This is a genomic window from Spirosoma terrae (genome assembly GCF_010435915.1).
GTDB lineage: Bacteria > Bacteroidota > Bacteroidia > Cytophagales > Spirosomataceae > Spirosoma > Spirosoma terrae.
In genome coordinates this window covers 13649-33686 of record NZ_JAAFZH010000004.1, presented here as the reverse complement: position 1 = coordinate 33686, position 20038 = coordinate 13649, and the positions used below count along the sequence as shown (strand labels likewise).

Here is a 20038-nt window from a genome sequence, read left to right as displayed (position 1 = left end):
GAAAACTAAATTTCTACCGCCTGGCGGTGAATGATAGCTTCCCGGTCTGGGCTCGTTGAAATGAAGCTGATGGGTAAGCCAAGCGTTTCTTCGAGGAAGCTAACGTAGGTAGCCAGCTCGGCGGGCATTTCATCAAATGAGTGGATGTTTGCCAGATCAGCGCGCCAGCCTTTAAATGATTTGTAGATGGGCGTAACGGCTGTATCGCACAGGTCGTAAGGCATCTGTTCCGTTGTGGAACCGTCCGGTAACTGATAATGCGTGCAGATCTGAATCTCATCAAAGATATTCAGTACGTCCACTTTCATCATAACCAGCTGCGTGACGCCGTTGATCATGATGGCGTATTTCAGGGCAGGCAGATCGAGCCAGCCGCAACGCCGTGGCCGACCAGTAGTAGCCCCAAACTCGCGGCCTTCCTGACGAATTCTTTCGCCGGTCTCGTCGGATAGTTCAGTAGGGAAGGGCCCGCTACCAACTCGGGTACAATAGGCTTTGAAAATACCGAACACTTCACCAATCTGCCGGGGGGCAACGCCAAGTCCGGTGCAGGCACCCGCCGTCATGGTATTGGAAGACGTAACGAATGGATACGAGCCGAAATCGATATCCAGCAGCGAACCCTGAGCGCCTTCGGCCAGTACCTTCCGGTTGTCAGTCAGCGCCTGATTCACAGCGTATTCACTGTCGGTGAGCTGAAACTGCTTCATGAAATCGACAGCTGCGAAGAAATCAGCTTCCGCTTGTGGCAGTACAGACGAATAATCAAAATTGTTCTGCTCCAGGATAACCTTATGGACCGCTACCAGCTTACCATATTTTTCCTGAAAGTTAGGAGATAAGATATCGCCGACACGAAGTCCAACACGAGCCACTTTATCCTGATAGGTAGGTCCGATGCCACGTAACGTTGAGCCAATTTTAGCTTCTCCTTTAGCCTGTTCGTAGGCCGCATCCAGCAGACGGTGAGTGGGGATAATGATCGAGGCTTTCTTCGAAATCTGGAGATTTTTCGTGAGCGCCAGATTGTATTTCGCTAAGCCATCGATTTCTTTTTTGAAAACGATAGGGTCTAATACAACGCCATTTCCGATAATGTTCAGAATGTCATCTCTGAAAATACCGGATGGGATTTGGTGAAGAACGTGTTTAAATCCGTTGAATTCAAGCGTATGCCCGGCGTTGGGGCCACCCTGAAAACGCGCAACAACCTGATATTGTGGCGCCAGTACGTCCACGATCTTACCTTTTCCTTCATCGCCCCACTGGAGGCCTAATAAAACATCTACCATTATGATTGGCCGTTGATACGGCTATGTTATACTAATTCACTACGTTCATGCGTACTCTTTCCTGAAGCTGGCTGATGAAGCGATTTGCAAGAGTAATGTTTGATAGAAATTACTAAAGAGTGAATACTGGAGAGAAGAAGAACATTAGTACGTTCTGTATGCTTTACTCAGCCAGTTTCACTCTTTATCGATACGTTAATCGTTACCCCTCAACCGAAACCGGAAATGCCTGGGTTTCTTTGGCAAGGTTCTGTTTGTTCTCACACCCCTCACGGGCGCATGCTCCATAAAAGATTAAGGAATGGTGCATGACATTAAATTTGAGCAGGTCGCCGACCATATTCTGGATGTTCTGAACCCGTGGGTCGCAGAATTCCAGCACCTTATGGCAGTCCGTACAGATCAGGTGATCGTGCTGACGATAGCCATATGATTTTTCATATTGAGCCAGATTCCGTCCAAACTGGTGTTTGGTAACTAAATCGCAGTCGACCAATACGTCGAGCGTATTGTATACCGTAGCCCGGCTGACGCGATAGTTTTTGTTTTTCATGGATATATACAGCTCATCAACGTCGAAGTGATCTTCTCGGTTGTATATCTCCTCCAGAATAGCGAATCGCTCGGGCGTTTTACGCAGCCCCTTATTTTCTAAGTAGGCGGTGAAAATTGTCCGGGCAGATTCTAAGTTTGATTGTTTCGGCGCAGCCATATCCGTTCCGATGATTGAAAGTGCAAAAATAGAATTTATAGTCTATAGTTCATGGCGTATCGGTTATTGTTTATGCGCCATAGGGTAACAATAACCGATACGTACCAAAGCTACAGACAGTTACGAGTCGAAGCGGACCACTTCAAATACTCCCTGAACGCGCTCTAGTTTACGCATCAGGATTTCGAGGTGGGCCGTATCATGAACATATAACCGAATATTTCCTTCAAAGATGCCATCCTTGGAGTCTATCGTTACCGAGCGCATATTAATATGTAGCTCGTTACTGATAACTCGTGTTACGTCGTTGACTAGTCCAACGCGGTCGGTACCCGTAATGCGAAGCCCGGCCAGGAAAGCCAGTTCTTTTTGGGATGTCCATTTGGCCTTGATGATCCGATTGCCATGATTCGACATCAACTCAACCGCATTTGGACACGTAACGCGGTGAATTTTAATGCCATCATTGATGGTTACAAAGCCAAAAACATCGTCGCCAGAGATCGGATTACAACACTTAGACAGTGTGTAATCGATTCGATCCATGTCTTCACCAATCAGCAACATATCGGCGTCGGCCCGCTCGCCATGAATCTTTTTAAGCTCTTTGGTAAACGATTTACCATCCTGAAGTACGTCGGTATTGAGTTTGTTCAGGCGGTTTTCTTTCGCTTCTTTATCCGTTTTGAACTTCTTTAACTCCTGTGCGTCAATATGCCCTTTGCCAACCCGGTAAAAGAAATCGTCGGTGGTTTTGGAGCCAAAATAAGCGCGGAGCTGGTTAATGGTTTCATTGGTCATCTCCATCCGTAACACGCGCAGTTTTTTCTGCACAATGTCACGTCCGTCGGTTACGTATCGCTTATTATCTTCCTTGATTAAATCTTTAATCTTGGTTTTGGCTTTCGACGTAACTACAAAGCGTAGCCAGTCTTCGCTGGGTTTCTGGCGGTTCGACGTAATGACTTCGACCTGATCGCCATTCTGCAGCACGTGACTTAACGGAACGAGCGTATTGTTCACCTTGGCAGCCATACAACGGGCGCCAATCTGCGTATGAATATCAAATGCAAAGTCGAGCGCAGTCGCTCCCCGCTGGAGTACTTTTAAATCTCCTTTTGGGGTGAAAACGAAAACTTCCTCGCTGTATAAATTACTTCGGAAGTCGTCGACGAACTCAATAGCCGCCTTTTTATCACTGTTGTTGGCCGACTCAAGCATATCGCGGACCTGGCTGATCCAGGCTTCAATGCCCGCGCCGGTCTGAGTGTCGTTGCCTTTATATTTCCAGTGCGCAGCATATCCTTTTTCCGCGATTTCGTTCATGCGTTCGCTCCGAATCTGAACCTCAACCCATTGTCCCGTACGGCTCATGACGGTTGTGTGCAAGGATTCATATCCATTAGCGCGGGGGGTACTGATCCAGTCCTTGAGTCGGTCCGGATTGGGCTTGTAATGATCCGTGACAATAGAATAAGCCCGCCAGCAGGCTGCTTTTTCTTCCTCCTGAGGTACCTGAAGTATGATCCGGACGGCAAACAGATCATAGATTTCCTCAAACGGCTTTTTCGATTTATTGAGCTTGTTCCAGATGGAATAAATCGATTTAGGGCGGCCTTTAATGAGGTATTTAATTTTCGTGTCGCCTAAATCCCGTTCGATTGGTTCAATAAAACGACCGATAAAGCGATCACGGGCGATGCGGGTTTCGCGCAATTTTTTGGCTATATCCTTGTAGGCTTCGGGTTCGACGTGTTTTAAGTACAGATCTTCCAGTTCTGATTTGATCGTGTACAAGCCAAGTCGGTGAGCCAGTGGAGCATATATATAGATGGTTTCGGCCGCAATTTTCAACTGTTTGTCGCGGGGCATCGAATCCAGTGTCCGCATGTTATGGAGTCGGTCGGCCAGTTTGACCAGAATGACTCGCACATCATCGGAGAGCGTCAACAGCATTTTGCGGAAGTTCTCGGCTTGCTGTGAGGTACCATAGTCGAATATCCCGGAAATTTTGGTCAACCCATCAATAATTCGGGCTACCTTAGGACCAAACGTCCGTTCAATATCGGCAATGGTCGTATCCGTGTCCTCTACGACGTCGTGGAGCAGCGCTGCCACAATGCTGGTTGTGCCCAAACCAATCTCTTCAACCGCTATCTGGGCTACGGCCAGCGGATGGTAGATGTAGGGTTCGCCAGACCGGCGACGCATATTCTTGTGCGCTTCGGCCGACGTATTAAATGCTTTCTTAATCAGTTTGGCGTCATCGCCTTTGAGCATTGGTTTAGCCGCTCGTAACAAGCGTCTGTACCGTTTCAGTATTTCCTGTCGCTCCAGTTCTAAATCAATTGTGGGTTCGACGGTGGCATTCATCATGGTTGGCGTCTTTGCAGGTAATAGCCTTTAGGTTGTACTCGTACTACCAAGATAACAAAATAATAATCGAAAACTGATGCAATTAAGCCAGATAAATTTAAGAGCAAGTTTTATTGCCAATCTTTAATTTAATAGGTGGGATATATAAGCTACTTCTGTAGTCAGTTTCTTATGTACTACGTTTATGGTGTTTTGGTAAGATTTGCTGGTAACAGAGCCAACGCTTTTTCGCTGAATGAGTGGTAGAGGATTTCAGGTATGAAAAAAAAGTTTCCAATAGAAGGTTCTGATAATAAGCCTTGTAGCCAGAGTGAGCCAATTTTTTGTGAAAAAACTTTGGGGGTACGTATTGCTTAGTTGAAATTCTTTTCTACTTTTGCACCTCCAAAAGCGAGTTTTTGAGACGCCAATCGAAATAAAATTGGTTCTCTCTACTCCAGAGCCGCGGGCGTGGCGAAATTGGTAGACGTGCCAGACTTAGGATCTGGTGCCGCAAGGCATGGGGGTTCGAGTCCCTCCGCCCGTACCAAGTGACTAGCGAAAGAGCGAAATAGTGAAAGAGCGTTTGTCTGTACATGATCTACTCTTTCGCTTTTTTTACTCTTTCGCTCTTTTATTTTAAAACGATACAAAAGTGGATATTACGTTAGAAAAAGCTAGCGATACCAACGCTTCGCTGAAAATCGTCCTGACGCCGGCCGATTATAAACCAGAAGTCGATAAAAAGCTGAAAGATTACGGTCGTAAAGTTCAGCTGAAAGGCTTCCGCCCTGGTCATGTTCCTGCATCGCTTGTTCAGAAAATGTATGGCAAGAGCATTCTGGTTGACGAAATCAACTCGATGCTGAGCAAAACAGTTAGTCAATATATCCGCGACAATAAATTACAGGTTGTTGGTGACCCGGTTCCGAACCGCGAAGAAGCTGATGCCATTGATTGGGATAACCAAACTGATTTTGCGTTCAGCTATACGCTGGGTTTAGCATCTGAATTCGATATCGATTTTAGCGATCTGCCTACCGTAACGGCCTACGACATCCAGGCTGGTGATGCAGAAGTGAACTCAACGATTGCCGATCTGCAGCAGCGTTTTCATACCCATGCTCATGCGGAAGAAGTAGGAGACGGCGATACCATCTACGGTGAGCTAAAAGAAGTAAACGGCGAATTTTCGGCTAAAACTGCGTTCCCAATGAACCAGATGGCCGACGAAGCGAAAGGCCAGTTCGTAGGTAAGAAAAAAGGCGATGTTGTTACGTTTGTTCTGGAGCAGGCATTCCCGGATGAGAAAGCTCGTGCCAATGCTACGGGCGTGAAGAAGGAAGAAGCAGCCGACCTGACAGGTGAGTTTACATTTGAAGTGGACGACATTACCCGTCATGAGCCAGCAGAACTTAATCAGGAGTTTTTTGATAAAGTATTAGGGGCGGGTGCGGTTGAAAACGAAGAGCAATTCCGTGAAAAGGTAATTGAAATCATTAAAAGCAATTACACGCGCGAGTCTGACCAGTTGCTCCGTCTGGATATCGAAAAAGTGCTATTGGATAGCACGCCCATTCTGCTGCCCGATGAGTTTTTGAAAAACTGGTTGCTGGAAGTAAACGAAGGTAAGTTTACACCGGAGCAGATTGACGAACAATACGACGACTTCACGAAATCAGTAAAGCTACAGCTGATCAAAAACAAGATCGCTGAAAAAGCCGATATCAAAGTTGATTTTGAAGAAGTTCTGGACGTAACCCGTCAAATGGTACGTGAACAGTTCGGCTTCGCAGCAGGTGATAACGAAGAAATGAATCAAACCATTGATCGCATCGCTCGTAACTATCTGCTAGATGAAAAAAATAACGGCCAGAACTACACCAGTACGTTCAACCGGGTGTATGATGATAAAATAATCGACTACACTAAATCGCAAATTACCCCAGCGAAACAGGACGTAACAGTCGATGAGTTTAAAGCATTGGTAGAAAATCGCTAGTCTATCGCTCGATTCGCAAAAAGCCTCGATCAGTGATCGGGGCTTTTTGTTATCTGGTCACTCAGTACGCTTTCAGCAAGAAACTTATCGTTGGTAAGGCATACTGTGTCTCATTAAAACAAAGACAAACACGTATTTTTGTGGTTGTTTTTAGACAATGTCGGACTCCGATAACGTCTGAAAACTGAACACTGAAAACACAAGACAATTTTGATTCCGGCTGTTGATGCGCTTTTAAAAGATATCCGTAATAAGCGGATTGCCCCTGTTTATCTTGTTCATGGTGATGAACCCTATTATCTTGATCGGATTGCGGAAGAGCTAGAAAAAGTAGCTGTGCCTGTAGCCGAGCGTGGGTTTAATCAGTTCGTGCTCTTTGGGAAAGACACGGATGTTGGGGCTGTATTAAATTATGCCCGGCGATACCCGTTTATGGCCGAGCGCCAGCTCGTACTGGTTAAGGAAGCGCAGCAAATGGCGGGAATTGGCGATAAATCAGCCCAGACATTATTGGAAGATTACGCTTTAAATCCATTGTCGAGCACCATCCTCATGCTTTGTTATACCAAAGAAGACGGGAAGCCGGGACTCGATGAGCGCAAGGCCTGGGTAAAAGCGTTTGGCGCTAAAGGGAAATTGCTGGGCGTAAAAAAAATATACGACAATAAAGTCCCTGATTGGGTAGGAGAGTATTGCCGGGAACAGGGGGTGAAAGTGAGCCCGAAAGCCTGTCAGTTACTAGCCGACCATATTGGCAATGACCTTAAACGCCTGGCTGGCGAGATCGATAAAATCCTAATCAATCTACACGTCGGCGAGGAAATCTCAGCGGCAACAGTAGAACGGCTGGTTGGGATCAGCAAAGAATATAACGTATTTGAACTGCAAAAAGCCCTTTGCCAGCGCGACGTAGTTAAGGCTAATCAGATTGTCGACTACTTCGCGCGCAATCCTAAAGACAATCCACTGGTTGTGATCCTGGCCCAGTTGTTCAGCTATTTCGGTAAAGTACTACTGGTGCAGTCGTCTAAAGATCAAAGTGAAAAAGCACTGGCTTCCCTGTTAGGCGTAAATCCGTTTTTTGTTAAGGATTATTTGTCGGCGGCTCGTACGTTTCCGCTGCTCAAAGTTGCCGATATTATTCATGCAATTCGGCGGGCCGATGCGCTTAGTAAAGGTATTGAAGCTCCAACCATGCATGAAGGCGATATTCTTCGTGAACTGGTATTCAGTGTCTTGCACTGATCTTTAAAGTGATATAACTACATACATCTAAAGAGCTGCTCATCAGTAAGAGCGGCTTTTTTTATGAAGCCTTATTAAGATTTATAGTCTTGAATTTGTAGAGTAGCTCTGCTTTTTATAATATTGCAACGTTGTTGCATAAAAAAGCAGCCTGCCGTTAGAGATACGGGAAAGTGCGATACTGAATGCGTGGTTATTTAACAATCTGGTTCGTGATGAACATTCTGGCGGGAGTGGTTCAAGTAGGATATGGGCAATCCCGTTCCTGCCGGGCTATTCTGACAGGCCGTATTCTGGGGGCTGATAATCACGAACCACTTACAGGCGCTACGGTATATATCCGTGAACTGGCGACGGGAGCAGTGGCCGATTCGGCGGGAAATTTTCAGGTGCTTTCCGTCTGTCCGGGGCGATATACCATTGATTTTCAATTTGTCGGTTATAAAACCATTGACCAGACGATTATAGTCAGAAATGATTCGACACTTAGCTTAGCACCGATAGCGTTGTTGCCCGATAGTGAGACACTAAGAGAAGTGGTTGTAACCGAGCATCGGTCAGAAGCTCAGCAGTTACTTCAGAACCAAGCCGCTTTGTCGGGTAACGCCCTGGAAGCCACCCGAGGTCAATCGTTAGGCGAAAGTCTGAAGGCATTGCCCGGCCTCTATTCAATTCAGACCGGGCCTTCTATTTCGAAACCCGTCATTCATGGGTTGTATAGTAACCGGATTCTTACGCTGAATAATGGCGTCAGGCAGGAGGATCAACAGTGGGGAAGCGAGCATGCGCCACAGATCGATCAGTTTCTGGCCGCTCAGCTAACAGTTATAAAGGGAGCAGCCAGTATTAAATACGGTAGCGATGCCATTGGTGGCGTTATCCTGGTGGAGCCGAAAGCTATGCCGACAGTACCCGGCCTACGTAGTGAAGTGAACCTTGTCGGTGGTACAAATGGCCGACAGGGAACTGTATCGGGTTTGATGGAGCAGGCGTTTACGAACAAGTTGGCGGGATTGAGCTGGCGTCTACAGGGCACTTTGAAGCGGGTTGGCTATGCAAAGACACCCAACTATTATCTGGAGAATAGCAGCTATCTGGAAAACAGCTTTGCCGGTACCGTTAAGTACACGAAGCAACGTATCGGTGCCGAGCTTTTTTATAGTCAGTTTTATACAAAAGTAGGGTTGTTTCGAGGGGCTCAGGTTGGGAGTCTGGCCGATTTTTATGCGGCCATTGCCCGTCCTGAACCACTCAGTCAGCCAGGGTTTTCGTATGATCTGGGTCGGCCTTATCAGCAAGTGCAGCACGATTTACTGAAAGCAAAAGCCTTTATTCGTTCGGAGCGATTGGGGATGCTGACCTTAACCGTTGCTCATCAGCAGAATGTTCGTAGGGAGTATGATATACAGTCGTTTAGCCGCGTTACGGACCCTGAACTATATCTTAAATTAGTGACGCAAACGGCTGATCTGATCTGGGAACATCAACCCATTAAAACGGCCAATGGCGGGCAATTGTCAGGTTCGGTGGGGTTTAATGGCATTACACAGGGTAACGTTCGGCGCTTTTTGTTTCTGATTCCAAATTATCGGAACTACGGCGGGGGGGTGTATGCTCTGGAGCGCTACGCGCATGATCGGTGGACTTTGGAAGGCGGCATTCGGTATGACTATCGTTGGCTGCGGGCTTATTTCCTCGACGAAACGACCAAACTGACAACCGAAAAAACACGCGACTGGAGCAACGTAACGGGATCATTAGGTACTACGTATCAGTTGACGTCGAAATTGATGCTGTCGGGGAATGTAAGCACGGCCTGGCGGGCCCCAACGGTCAGTGATTTATACTCCAATGGCCTCCATCAGAGCGCAGTGGCTTATGAACAGGGGAATCCTGATCTTAACCCTGAACAAGCCTACAATCTGAACGTCTCCGTTGAGTATAGCAGTGATCGATTGTATGTCGACATGGGTATTTACAATAACTGGATCAATAACTATATCTATCTCAAACCCGATTCAGTACCGATAATACGCCAGCGGGGAGCGTTTCCGGCTTATACGTACAATCAGGTTCGGGCCACGTTTCGGGGGCTGGATGCTACGGTACGGTATAAACTAACCAGCCAGCTAACCCTTACGTCCAAAACATCCCTGCTATTTGCCTATGACCATACGAATCGGGATTATCTGGTATATATCCCGGCCAATCATACGGAAAACGGCCTGCGTTACGATTTCGAAAAACCTGCCTCACGTCAGGGACGTATCACGGATGTTTACCTGAGCGTGAATCACCAGTACGTAGCGCGTCAGAATCGGGTACCGATGGTAACCCAACGGGAAGAAAACGGGCAAATCATCTTTACGGGCGATTTTGCTCCACCTCCACCCGCTTATTCGCTGATTGGAGCAGAGGTCGGGTTTTCGTGTAAAGTAGGATCGAATCCGATGAATGTGATTCTGATGGGCACAAATCTGCTCAATCAGTCTTATCGTGATTACCTCGACCGATTCCGATATTTTGCCGACGAGCCGGGCCGAAATATTATGCTGAAAGTAAAATTACCCCTGGTATTTGCCAGAGGCTAAAGAGCAGCTTGTTCATTTTTTGTTTCACTATTAATCAAATACGTTATGCAACTGTTGAAAAAAGCGTTGTGGATGATTGTTCCTGTTATGCTGGTGGCTAGTTCCTGTAAAAAAGACGAACAGAATGTAGACCCAACCGACGACAATGAAGCCATTACGACGGCTACGTTGACACTGACCAACAAAGCGGTGCCTACCGACATCGTAACTGCTACGATCGAGAATCTGAACACGAACGCCAATTTTACGAACGCTACGTTAAATCTGAAGGCTAATACGACCTATTCCGGCGTAGTCACCTTGCTGGATAAAACCAAAACGCCAGCGCTCGATGCGACGGAAGAAATCAAAGAAAAAGCGAATGAGCACCTATTCGTATATACCTATACGGCAGCTACCAGCGATCCGTCATCGCTTACGGTAACCATTACTGATAAGGATTCGAATCCGGCGCCGGGGCCATATCCTATTGGATTAACTACGGAAATGAAAACAGGAGCGGCTGGTTCCGGTAAACTCAAGGTAGTTCTGCGCCACCAGCCGAATTCAAAAAACGGTACGGCAACACCAGGTTCTTCCGATCTGGACACGGATTTTCCAGTTGTCATAAAATAGTCGGTTGTAGGGGAGTTACTGTTTATAATGAACTTATGGTAGTTGACGAGCGCAGATACAATTTGTTCATCGTACGTAACAATTAGCGAGTTAATCTGAGCAATTCATTCGATTTGTGTAAGGTCTTGACGTGTTTGCCGCTGAATTTTGAGCCGTAAACAACACAACCGCATACAAATCGAATGAAAGTAAGATACTACTGGATACTAGGCTTTTTCATGCTGGCCAGCATGACGGCATGTAAGCACGATGAGGAACCAATTACGCCAGATCCCGTTAAACCCGGTCCTGGTCAAGAGCTACCAGGCAAAAACCAAACAGAAGTTGGTGTACCACAGGGAACGGCTACCAGTCTAACAATCGGACCAGCTGGGGGAATACTGACAACGGCCGATGGGCGAGTGCGGCTTGAGATTCCGGCTGGTGCAGTAGCGTCTAATACGCTAATTTCCATCCAGCCGATCTCGAATCATGCCCCAAATGGATTGGGATTAGCGTATCGATTTTCACCGGATGGAACGCAGTTTGCCAAACCGGCAACGTTGACGTTCAAGTACCAGAAAGGGGCCGTAGCGGTTAATGATCCATTAATGCTTCAGGTTGGTTATCAGGGCAGTGACAAACGGTGGCTGCGTGTGCCGGGCGTAAAAGTCGATACGTTAAGTCAGTCTATTTCGGTACCCATGCCGCATTTCAGCGACTGGACTGCTTACGAAATTGCCAAGATTGAAGCCCTTAGTGTGGACGGTGGACCGGCTAAAGGGGCTCCGCTTGACTTTGGGCAGTCGACAGAGCTCGAAGTTACGGGCGCTTTGCTGGACCCTTTGATCAAAACAACCGAATCCCTCACGATTAAAGATGTGACATGGTCGGTTGCCGGTGAAGGCGATAATGGCCAGATTAAAGGCGACGGTGAAACCGCTACGTATACGGCCCCAGGAAAGTATCCGCCCCAAAACCCCGTGACGGTTGTTGCTGAGATTACGTTTAAAGAGACCAACAAGAAAGTCTATTTACTAAAGCGGATTTTAATCGGTAAGGATTATTTTACCGGTACGTTTGGAGGGGTTCCATTTAATTGGGAAATCGTGAGCTTCACCCGTACCGATGGCGTGATGCACATGGCAGGTTGGAATGAAAGCCCGGCCCAATCGCTACATATTTTGCTCAATTTGCCTAAATCGGAGAAAACGCAGGGTCTGTTTCCCTACAGTGCTGGTTATGAATTGGGAACCGCTTTTGCAGAATACACACCCGTTTATAGAGACTTTAGTGCGTATTTGTCATTTATCTACGAATGCGAAAGCGAAGTACCTGAAATATCGCCTGGTGGAGTAACAATAACCCAGGTTGATGAAGTAGATGGTGTTGAATACGTGCAAGGACGTTTAACGGGATCTTTACTCAATCTGAGCGGACCTTGTCCATCCCCGGTCTATCGAAAAACAATACAGGGCGAGTTTCGAATAAAGCTTACCCGCTGAGAAAAAGCCAGACAGTACGTCTGGCTTTTTCTTTTTACAAGAAATTAGCGTTGATAGTTGTATATATAATTTTCTTATATATTTTTGTTTCCAAATACTAAGCAAGCTATCAACTGAAATCGATGGATACAGCAACTGGCGAGTTTTTACGGGGAACACTTAAGACCATTGTTCTTCGATTGCTGGCTCAGCAGGGCCGGATGTATGGGTATGAAATAACACAGGCAGTTGAGGAACGGACTGCTGGTGAGCTTTCTCTCACCTTTGGAGCGCTATATCCAGTGTTGCATAAACTGGAAAACGAAGGGCTGTTAACGACAAAAAACGAAGAAGTCGATGGCCGACTTCGCAAATATTATCAGCTAACGGCCAGAGGTTCTGAGATTGCCGCACGTAAAGTGGACGAGTTTGAGCGTTTTGTACAGCTTGTCCGGTTACTGATCGTGCCTGCCCCCGATGTTACCTTCGGCCGATGAACTAGATCATTTCATATCTATTAGCCCTTCTCTACTGCTATGAACCAATTATCTGATACCCAACTTGACCGCATAACACATTACATTCAGCAAACCAGTGTTCAGCCCGCGCTGCAAGCGGAACTAGTCGACCACGTAGCATCGCTCATCGAAAAACGGATGGAGCAGGGGCAGGACTTTTCAGCCGCTTTCGAGCAGGTGGTACAGCAGGCCAATCCGCAGGCGTTGGCCCGCTTGAAAGAACTCTATGTTCAGGAAACAATGGGTCGGTCGTCATTGACTATGTCAGTTATGGCAAGGCGACGAGTCCGTTCGAAACGCCGTTCATTATTGCAGCCTATTCAGTATTCGATCTATGTGAGTGCGTTTGCGTGTATCGTTATAATGGGTATTCTGATCCTGATTAGTCGAAGCATGTCGATGTCGCTGGCCCATTCTCAACTGACCTGGATTATGGGTGGAGTAGGCTTGACTGGGGTGCTCATTGCCCGGTGGTTGCTATCACCTAAGATTCGTAAGCTTAACTTGTTAGTGGCAGCCTGATTCGGACAAGACGATTTCATCCATCCTCATTCCATCCTAAACCCTTTATCGATGATTGTACACTACCTGAGGGTGGCTAAGCGCCACCTGTTTCACTACTGGCATGTCAATCTGATCAGTCTGTTGGGGCTCGCCGTGGCGTTAATGAGCGGTCTGGTTATTTTTCTGGTGGTCAACTACATGTTCAGCTTCGACCGCTATCATCCACATCTGGATCGTTCTTATTGGATCGTAACGGATATCAAACGAGAGAAAACGATGCCGACGGATGCCGCTCCTCGCCCGTTAGCTGACGTACTCCGGCGGGAGTATGCATTCGTAGAGAGTGCTGTTCGGCTAGAAACCTTTTATGGCCGAACGCTCAGCGTGCCGGATGGAAAGGGGGGATGGGAAAAAAAGTTCGCCGAGGCACGTACGGTCTGCTTTACCGAGCCTCAATATTTTGAGTTGTTTGGTGTTGACTGGATAGCCGGGAATCCTAAAACGGCACTGAAAGCGCCCAACACTATTGTGCTGAGTGAACGCTACGTCCGCAAATATTTTGATACAACGGCCACGGCTGCTATGGGGCGAACGATTCGGCTGGACAATCAGGCGAATCTGGTTGTTACCGGCGTTGTTAAGGACCCACCGCCCAATACCCAGCTTCGATACGATGCCTTCGTGTCCTACGCCACTATTCCGGTACAGGAGGGGCCCAAAGCGTTAGATGACTGGCAGGGCCTCCAGGCCATGTGCTTTGTTCGACTACGCGAAGGCGCTGATCCTGGTTTACTGGTTAAAACCTTACCGGTAATTCGACAGAAATATCTTCCAGCTGAAGAGGTAGCTCAGTACGATTATCAGGTTTTACCCCTGGCCGAACTCAACCACGAACGTAGCGGCACAGCACCCCGTCCGATTCTCTACGCGCTGGTTGGAATTGGCGTATTGCTGGTCATGGCCGGTTGTGTAAACTTTATTAACCTCGCAACGGCCCGTGCGCTCAAACGGGCGCGGGAAATAGGCGTTCGGAAAGTAATGGGGAGTACTCGCTGGCAGCTGATTGGGCAGTTTATGCTGGAAACGAGCTTGTTGGTTATCCTGTCGATGGTTGTGGCGCTTCTGCTGACTCAGCTCAGTTTGCCGCTGGTTAACCAAACCCTGGCGACTCAAATTGAGATGCTACGTCCGGAACTATCGATACTGGATGTATTTCAGCCTCAGGCGTTGGGATGGTTTATCGGACTGCTGATAGGTGTTGTTATTCTGGCTGGTTTATATCCTGCCTTGGTGCTGGCGCGGTTTAGCCCCGCAAAAGTGCTGTCGGTTCAGCCTGCTGGCCGAAAAAGAAAGGGTATGACTGTTCGGCAAGCTCTGATTTTGGGGCAATTCGTCTTGATGCAGGTGTTTATTCTAAGTGTATTGGTCATGACAACCCAACTCAGACATATGCAGCAGGTAGAGTGGGGGTTTCGGCTAGATTCAACCCTGGTTGTTTTTCTGCCGCAGCATCAGGCTACCGCGTTCGCGCCCCTGCGTGACCAGTGGATGCGTATACCTGGGGTAGAACAGGTTGCCTTCGGAAGCGATCCTCCAGCATCGGCCTACAACAGACCCAGTCCATTCAGTTACCATACAGCAACGCAACCCGAGCCGTTTGAAACCCGAGTGCGAGCAATCGATGAAAATTACCTGTCGCTTTTTGGCTTATCATTGATAGCCGGTCGAAATGTTCGTGCTGCCGATACGTCGGGCCGTGAGGTATTGGTCAACGAGATGATGGTGAAGCAACTGGGAATATCTTCAGTTGGATCGATCATTGGTAAATCGTTACGGGTAAAAGATGCCGAACGGGTCATTGTGGGTGTTGTGCGAAACTTCCGTAGTGGCGATTTACACCAGCCGATTTCCCCGATAACACTAATTCATGATGTGCCCCACAGTCGGGTAGCGATGCTACGTCTGCGTACGGCCGATAAAAGCCAGACCATCAAGGCCATTCAACAGGTTTGGGATAAGCTATTACCCGATCAGGTGTACCACGGCGACGACTTGCCTGATCTTATTAGCAGTTTTACGGCAACGGAACGCCTACTGTCTGGGCTGGTTCAGGGGTTTGCCCTGATCGCCATTGGCTTGAGCATCCTGGGGCTGTATGGAATGGTTACATTTCTGACCGAACTGAAAGCGAAAGAAATAGGCGTTCGTCGTATTCTGGGAGCGCAGACAACGCAGCTGCTTTGGTTGCTAGGTCGGGAGTTTGGGAAATTGCTGGGGCTGGGCTTTCTGGTAGCCGCGTCAATAGGGGCCTGGCTATTATCGGGCTGGTTGCAGCAGTATACGTATCGTATTTCAGTAAGTGGCTGGTTGTTAGGGGGGACGCTTGTTAGTGCCGCTCTAATTACCGCTCTTACCGTTTCGCGGCAGGTTGTTAAAGCGGTACGAAGCAATCCAGTTCATTATCTAAAAAGTGAATAACCTCATTCCGCAATTGTTTTTCGACAGGATGAACAGAATTGACCGGATTAGTAGTCTCAGTTGCAAACTCTGTCGAAAAGTAGGAGTGATTTTTCTAGCCAATACGTTTAACCTTTCTGCCTGTTTATGAAACTTATTACCGTTTGCTTTTTGCTGTTGAGCCTGATCGCCAGTGCTCAGCCTACTACGCGCAAGACGCTGTCAACGGGTCGTTCGGCGGCCTCGACCGTCGAGATTTTATGGGACAATGCCGGAGTGCCTCATATTTACGGGCAAACGCTCGAAGCCATGTATTATGGGTTTGGCTATGCGCAGATGGAAAGCCACGCCAATCTGTTGCTTCAACTATACGCTCAGGCCCGCGGACGAGCGGCCGAATATTGGGGGCCGCAGTATCTGGATTCCGACAAAATCGTAACCTTATTTGGGGTTCCGCAACAAGCGCAGCAGAGTTATAACCAGCAGGATGCGGAGTATAAACCCTGTCTGGATAGCTTCGTCGACGGCCTGAATGCCTACGCAAAAGCACACCCGGAAGCTATCGGGGCCGAATTCAGGCAAGTATTACCGATTACACCACAGGACGTACTGGCTCATATAAGCCGCGTCATTTGCCTTGAATTTATCGGCTCGGCCGAAGCGGGGGCGGTTAGGGCCATGCCGCCGGGGTCAAATGCCTACGCCATAGCGCCCGCCAAATCGGCATCGAAAAAAGCAATGCTGATCGCCAATCCGCACTTGCCCTGGGAGGGGTTCTTCCTTTTCTTTGAAGCCCATCTGAATGGCCCGGATTTTATGGCGTACGGAGCTTCTCTGGTGGGCCAACCCGTCTTGAATATTGCTTTTAATAATCAGCTGGGCTGGACGCATACCGTAAATACGATCGACGCGGCTGACCGGTATGCACTCACACTACAGGAGGATGGGTACGTACTGGATGGTGTTAAAAAAGCCTTCGAGACAAAGGCCGTAACACTTCAGGTTCGGCAGCCAGACGGGCAGCTTAAGCCGCAAAACGTTACGTATCGTTATAGTAAGCATGGTCCGGTAATGGCTGGCAAAGATGGCAAAACCTACGCATTCCGGTTTGCCGGTTTAACCAATTCGTCAACGGCCGCTCAACACCACGCGATGGCAAAAGCCAACAATCTGGCGGAGTTTGAAAAAGCCCTCCAGCGGATGCAACTGCCCATGTTCAACGTTATTTATGCCGACAGGGCGGGTAATATTCTGTATTTGTTCAATGGAAACGTACCCATACGTAGCGAGGGCGACTGGCCGTTCTGGCAGGGCGCTATCGATGGAACATCGACCAAATACATATGGACGCAAACGCATCCCTATAAAGATTTACCTCGGGTCTTAAATCCTGCTTCTGGGTTTGTTCAGAATGCAAACGATGCCCCCTGGAGCTGTACGTATCCAGCGGTACTAGACCCTAAAAACTTTCCTGACTACATGTCGCCGGTGGGGATTCCAATTCGACTCCGTCCTCAGCGGTCAATCAATTTAATCAAGGACGATGCATCGATCAGTTTTGAGGAGTTGGTTGGTTATAAATTAAATACGGGTCTGGAAGCCGCCGATCGCTTTCTGGATGACTTGCTGGTTGCTGTTGACCAAAACCCTGATTCACTCGCTCAAAAAGCGGCTACGGTACTGAAAGCCTGGGATAAAACGACCAATCGCGATAGCAAAGGAGCAGTACTGTTTGCAGCCTGGTTCGATCAGTTCAATCCGGGCATGGTAGCCGTTGGCTGGGACCCTAAACATCCGGTCAGTACGCCCGATGGGTTGAAAGATCCTAAAAAAGCCGTTAGTATCCTGCGTAATGCCGCTGAACAGGTGCACCAGCGCTATGGTCGCCTGGATGTGGCCTGGGGTGAGATAAACCGGTTTGGCCCGGCGGGCCAGGACTTTCCGGCCAACGGCAGTTCTGAACAGTACGGTACTTATCGAACCATTTATTTTGCTCCAGATCCTAAAAACCCGAAACTGAATCGAGCGGTTGCCGGTGATACCTACGTAGCGGTTACCGAGTTTGGCGAAAAGCCCCGTGCTCAGGTATCGCTTAGTTATGGAAACGCCAGCCAGCCAGGACACAAGCATAATGGCGACAATTGGAAACGCATGTCCGACAAAACACTCCGGGAGGCATTGCTGGATAAGCAGGCGATTATGAGTCAACTGGAAAAAAAGGAAACGTTACAACTCAAACTGAAACCGTAGCGGTAATAAACGTCTGGTCAGACGGCAAAACAGCTGGCTGGCTGATCAGGCTTTTATTACAGGACATTAAAGACCCAGTTCGTTCAGAAAGGCTTCGCGGTAATTGCTGCCGATCGGAATTTCGGTTAAATCAATATAGACCCGATTCCCTTCGATATGGCTGATTTTAGCTTTGTTCACAACAAACGAACGATGAACACGCAAAAATCGATGGGCAGGAAGTAACTCAAGAAAGCTCGAAAAGGTCATGCTGGGTAGTAGAGTAGCATTCGATGTAGTGATTTTCGTGTAATTTCCGCTGGCTTCAGCGTAGTACAGATCGTTGTGAAGAATCTTGTAAATTTTGCCCTCTGCTTTTAGGAAAAAATAACCCTGTAAAGCGTCGTCATTAGTAGGCTGGGCGGCCACTGAAACGGGTTGTAATCGCTCCAGGGCTTTGTCGACCGCAACAATGAACCGTTCGAGCGAGAACGGTTTTAGCAGATAGTCGCAGGCGGCTAAATCGAACGCGTCGACCGCAAATTCTTTGTAGGCTGTCGTGAAAATGACCTGCGGTGGATTTTTAAGCGTTTTCAGAAACGCAATTCCGCTCAGAATGGGCATATTGATGTCTAAAAACAGAATGTCGACCGGCTGTTTCTGTAGCTCTGTCTTGGCGTCGAGTGCGTTGTCGCACGCGGCCACTACGGTCAGTTGTGGCAAATGCCGACAATACGTTGCTATGATTTCTCGGGCAATCGGCTCGTCGTCGACAATCAGACAGGCTACTTTTTTCATTGGTTACGAAGCTGTAAATGAACCGTAAAATAGCCGTCGGCGTCGTGAATAACCAATTCGTGGGCATTGGGATAGAGCAAATTAAGCCGTTGCCGCACATTGGCCAGTCCCAAACCGCTCCGTTTGTTGAGGTCGGTTGGTACGTCTTCCGATGGAGAATACGAATTTTTAACCGAAAACAGAATGGAATTTCCCCAAAGCTTTACCATAATATCGATTACTATGGTCTGATCGGTGGTGTTGCGGGCGTGTTTAAAGGCATTTTCAACAAACACGATCAACAGCATGGGTGCTATGCGTATGCGCGTATCCGTTACGTTGTCGATGACGGTTGTCAGTGAAAGCTTACTGCCAATACGTAGCGTTTCGAAGTCGATGTAGTTGTTGATATAGGTTAATTCATCGGGTAGCGGCACCAGCAACTCCTTGGCGTCGTAGACCGAATAGCGGAGCAATTCAGACAGTTTGAGCAGCAGGGTAGGTGTTTTATCGGGTTGCGAAATCGAGATGCCATAGAGATTATTCAGCGTATTGAACAGAAAATGAGGACTTAACTGCGATTGTAACAAATGTAGTTCACTCTGGCTATGTTCGGCCTGGACTTTGGCTGTCTGTAACTGATTCTGTACCCGGCTTCGGATCAGTTTGATAAACATTCCCGTTGTGACACAAAAGACAAAAAGCGGCAATCCCAGAAACAGTACGTAGATTGTTTTGAGGTGATTAGGAAGCGCACCGGCAAAATGTGCGGTAAGAAATGCAGCGCCTACCATCAGTATCAGCAGTAGCGCAAATAGCCAATCAGGAGCTTCCTTGCCCGGAGACGACCATAATTGGGCCAGATACCGGCCGCTATATACACCCATTAAAGAGCCGAACGTAGCCAACAGGGCGGTTTCTTCGTCGTAGATTGTCGTAATCGATTTCGTGTAGGTCCTGAAAAGGAAATAGAGAGGAGCTGCCGCTACTACCCAGAGCAGCAGATGTTCAGAAAATCGGAAGCTGGTTACAGGACGTATCGGTTGATTTGTTTTCAAGGAATGGCTGGTTTTGACCCTGTGCAAAGCTGATGAGCCAATTCGACATCCGTAAACTTACGGGACGGATAGCTAATTACGGCTGACGGAAAGTCAGAAAACGAGGACTAATCCGTTGGACACCGTAAAAACATAGTCTGTCAGGTTAGCTCACTGTTCTGTCAGCATTCTTTTAAGGGGCGGTATGCTACGTCAATCTTTGGATCGTAGTGAATTAGCC

General features: G+C 47.9%; 14 protein-coding genes and 1 tRNA gene. 10 read left to right on the top strand and 5 right to left on the bottom strand.

What is annotated here, in order from left to right; genetic code table 11:
- Positions 1 to 5: 5 nt before the first annotated feature.
- The 3 genes from GK108_RS10560 to GK108_RS10550 form a co-directional block, all read right to left on the bottom strand.
- On the bottom strand, positions 6 to 1292 hold the full coding sequence (locus GK108_RS10560) for an adenylosuccinate synthase (RefSeq protein ID WP_163947099.1): 1287 nt from the start codon (positions 1290 to 1292) through the stop codon (positions 6 to 8).
- A 202-nt stretch (positions 1293 to 1494) separates the two neighbouring features.
- Positions 1495 to 2004, bottom strand: coding sequence for a Fur family transcriptional regulator (locus GK108_RS10555; RefSeq protein WP_163947096.1), 510 nt, complete (start codon positions 2002 to 2004; stop codon positions 1495 to 1497).
- Between the two features lie 120 nt (positions 2005 to 2124).
- Complete coding sequence (locus GK108_RS10550) at positions 2125 to 4377, bottom strand: RelA/SpoT family protein (protein ID WP_163948542.1); 2253 nt, start codon at positions 4375 to 4377, stop codon at positions 2125 to 2127.
- A gap of 447 nt (positions 4378 to 4824) precedes the next feature.
- On the opposite strand from GK108_RS10550, the gene GK108_RS10545 reads away from it, so the two are divergent.
- The 10 genes from GK108_RS10545 (at position 4825) to GK108_RS10500 (ending at position 18004) form a co-directional block, all read left to right on the top strand.
- Positions 4825 to 4909: transfer RNA gene (locus GK108_RS10545), tRNA-Leu, on the top strand.
- Between the two features lie 105 nt (positions 4910 to 5014).
- Complete coding sequence (tig, locus tag GK108_RS10540) at positions 5015 to 6361, top strand: trigger factor (protein ID WP_163947093.1); 1347 nt, start codon at positions 5015 to 5017, stop codon at positions 6359 to 6361.
- Positions 6362 to 6571: 210 nt separating this feature from the next.
- Positions 6572 to 7606, top strand: coding sequence for a DNA polymerase III subunit delta (gene holA / locus GK108_RS10535; RefSeq protein WP_163947089.1), 1035 nt, complete (start codon positions 6572 to 6574; stop codon positions 7604 to 7606).
- 185 nt (positions 7607 to 7791) lie between these two features.
- A complete protein-coding gene (locus tag GK108_RS10530) occupies positions 7792 to 10197 on the top strand; it encodes a TonB-dependent receptor (RefSeq protein ID WP_163947085.1) in 2406 nt (801 codons plus the stop codon).
- Between the two features lie 45 nt (positions 10198 to 10242).
- Positions 10243 to 10812, top strand: a complete 570-nt coding sequence (locus GK108_RS10525; protein WP_163947082.1) for a hypothetical protein — start codon at positions 10243 to 10245, stop codon at positions 10810 to 10812.
- A gap of 182 nt (positions 10813 to 10994) precedes the next feature.
- Entirely contained in the window at positions 10995 to 12296 is a 1302-nt protein-coding gene (locus tag GK108_RS10520; RefSeq protein ID WP_163947078.1) for a hypothetical protein, read from the top strand.
- A 122-nt stretch (positions 12297 to 12418) separates the two neighbouring features.
- Positions 12419 to 12772 (top strand): PadR family transcriptional regulator, encoded by a 354-nt coding sequence (locus tag GK108_RS10515; protein WP_163947075.1) that lies wholly within the window; start codon positions 12419 to 12421, stop codon positions 12770 to 12772.
- Between the two features lie 39 nt (positions 12773 to 12811).
- Positions 12812 to 13315 (top strand): hypothetical protein, encoded by a 504-nt coding sequence (locus tag GK108_RS10510; RefSeq protein WP_163947072.1) that lies wholly within the window; start codon positions 12812 to 12814, stop codon positions 13313 to 13315.
- Positions 13316 to 13366: 51 nt separating this feature from the next.
- A complete protein-coding gene (locus tag GK108_RS10505; protein ID WP_163947068.1) occupies positions 13367 to 15775 on the top strand; it encodes an ABC transporter permease in 2409 nt (802 codons plus the stop codon).
- 126 nt (positions 15776 to 15901) lie between these two features.
- Positions 15902 to 18004, top strand: coding sequence for an acylase (locus GK108_RS10500; protein ID WP_163947065.1), 2103 nt, complete (start codon positions 15902 to 15904; stop codon positions 18002 to 18004).
- Between the two features lie 66 nt (positions 18005 to 18070).
- Here the strand turns inward: GK108_RS10500 and GK108_RS10495 are convergent, their stop codons facing one another.
- Both GK108_RS10495 and GK108_RS10490 read right to left on the bottom strand, forming a co-directional pair.
- Positions 18071 to 18781, bottom strand: coding sequence for a LytR/AlgR family response regulator transcription factor (locus GK108_RS10495; RefSeq protein WP_163947062.1), 711 nt, complete (start codon positions 18779 to 18781; stop codon positions 18071 to 18073).
- Positions 18778 to 19818, bottom strand: coding sequence for a sensor histidine kinase (locus tag GK108_RS10490; RefSeq protein WP_163947058.1), 1041 nt, complete (start codon positions 19816 to 19818; stop codon positions 18778 to 18780). The genes GK108_RS10495 and GK108_RS10490 overlap by 4 nt, the downstream gene beginning before the upstream one ends.
- Between the last annotated feature and the right edge of the window lie 220 nt (positions 19819 to 20038).

Bases quoted from the DNA above. Each gene is read 5' to 3' on its own strand.
- GK108_RS10560 (WP_163947099.1), bottom strand. From the start codon at position 1,292: ATGGTAGATGTTTTATTAGGCCTCCAGTGGGGCGATGAAGGAAAAGGT.
- GK108_RS10555 (WP_163947096.1), bottom strand. From the start codon at position 2,004: ATGGCTGCGCCGAAACAATCAAACTTAGAATCTGCCCGGACAATTTTC.
- GK108_RS10550 (WP_163948542.1), bottom strand. From the start codon at position 4,377: ATGAATGCCACCGTCGAACCCACAATTGATTTAGAACTGGAGCGACAG.
- GK108_RS10530 (WP_163947085.1), top strand. From the start codon at position 7,792: ATGCGTGGTTATTTAACAATCTGGTTCGTGATGAACATTCTGGCGGGA.
- GK108_RS10525 (WP_163947082.1), top strand. From the start codon at position 10,243: ATGCAACTGTTGAAAAAAGCGTTGTGGATGATTGTTCCTGTTATGCTG.
- GK108_RS10520 (WP_163947078.1), top strand. From the start codon at position 10,995: ATGAAAGTAAGATACTACTGGATACTAGGCTTTTTCATGCTGGCCAGC.
- GK108_RS10515 (WP_163947075.1), top strand. From the start codon at position 12,419: ATGGATACAGCAACTGGCGAGTTTTTACGGGGAACACTTAAGACCATT.
- GK108_RS10510 (WP_163947072.1), top strand. From the start codon at position 12,812: ATGAACCAATTATCTGATACCCAACTTGACCGCATAACACATTACATT.
- GK108_RS10505 (WP_163947068.1), top strand. From the start codon at position 13,367: ATGATTGTACACTACCTGAGGGTGGCTAAGCGCCACCTGTTTCACTAC.
- GK108_RS10500 (WP_163947065.1), top strand. From the start codon at position 15,902: ATGAAACTTATTACCGTTTGCTTTTTGCTGTTGAGCCTGATCGCCAGT.
- GK108_RS10495 (WP_163947062.1), bottom strand. From the start codon at position 18,781: ATGAAAAAAGTAGCCTGTCTGATTGTCGACGACGAGCCGATTGCCCGA.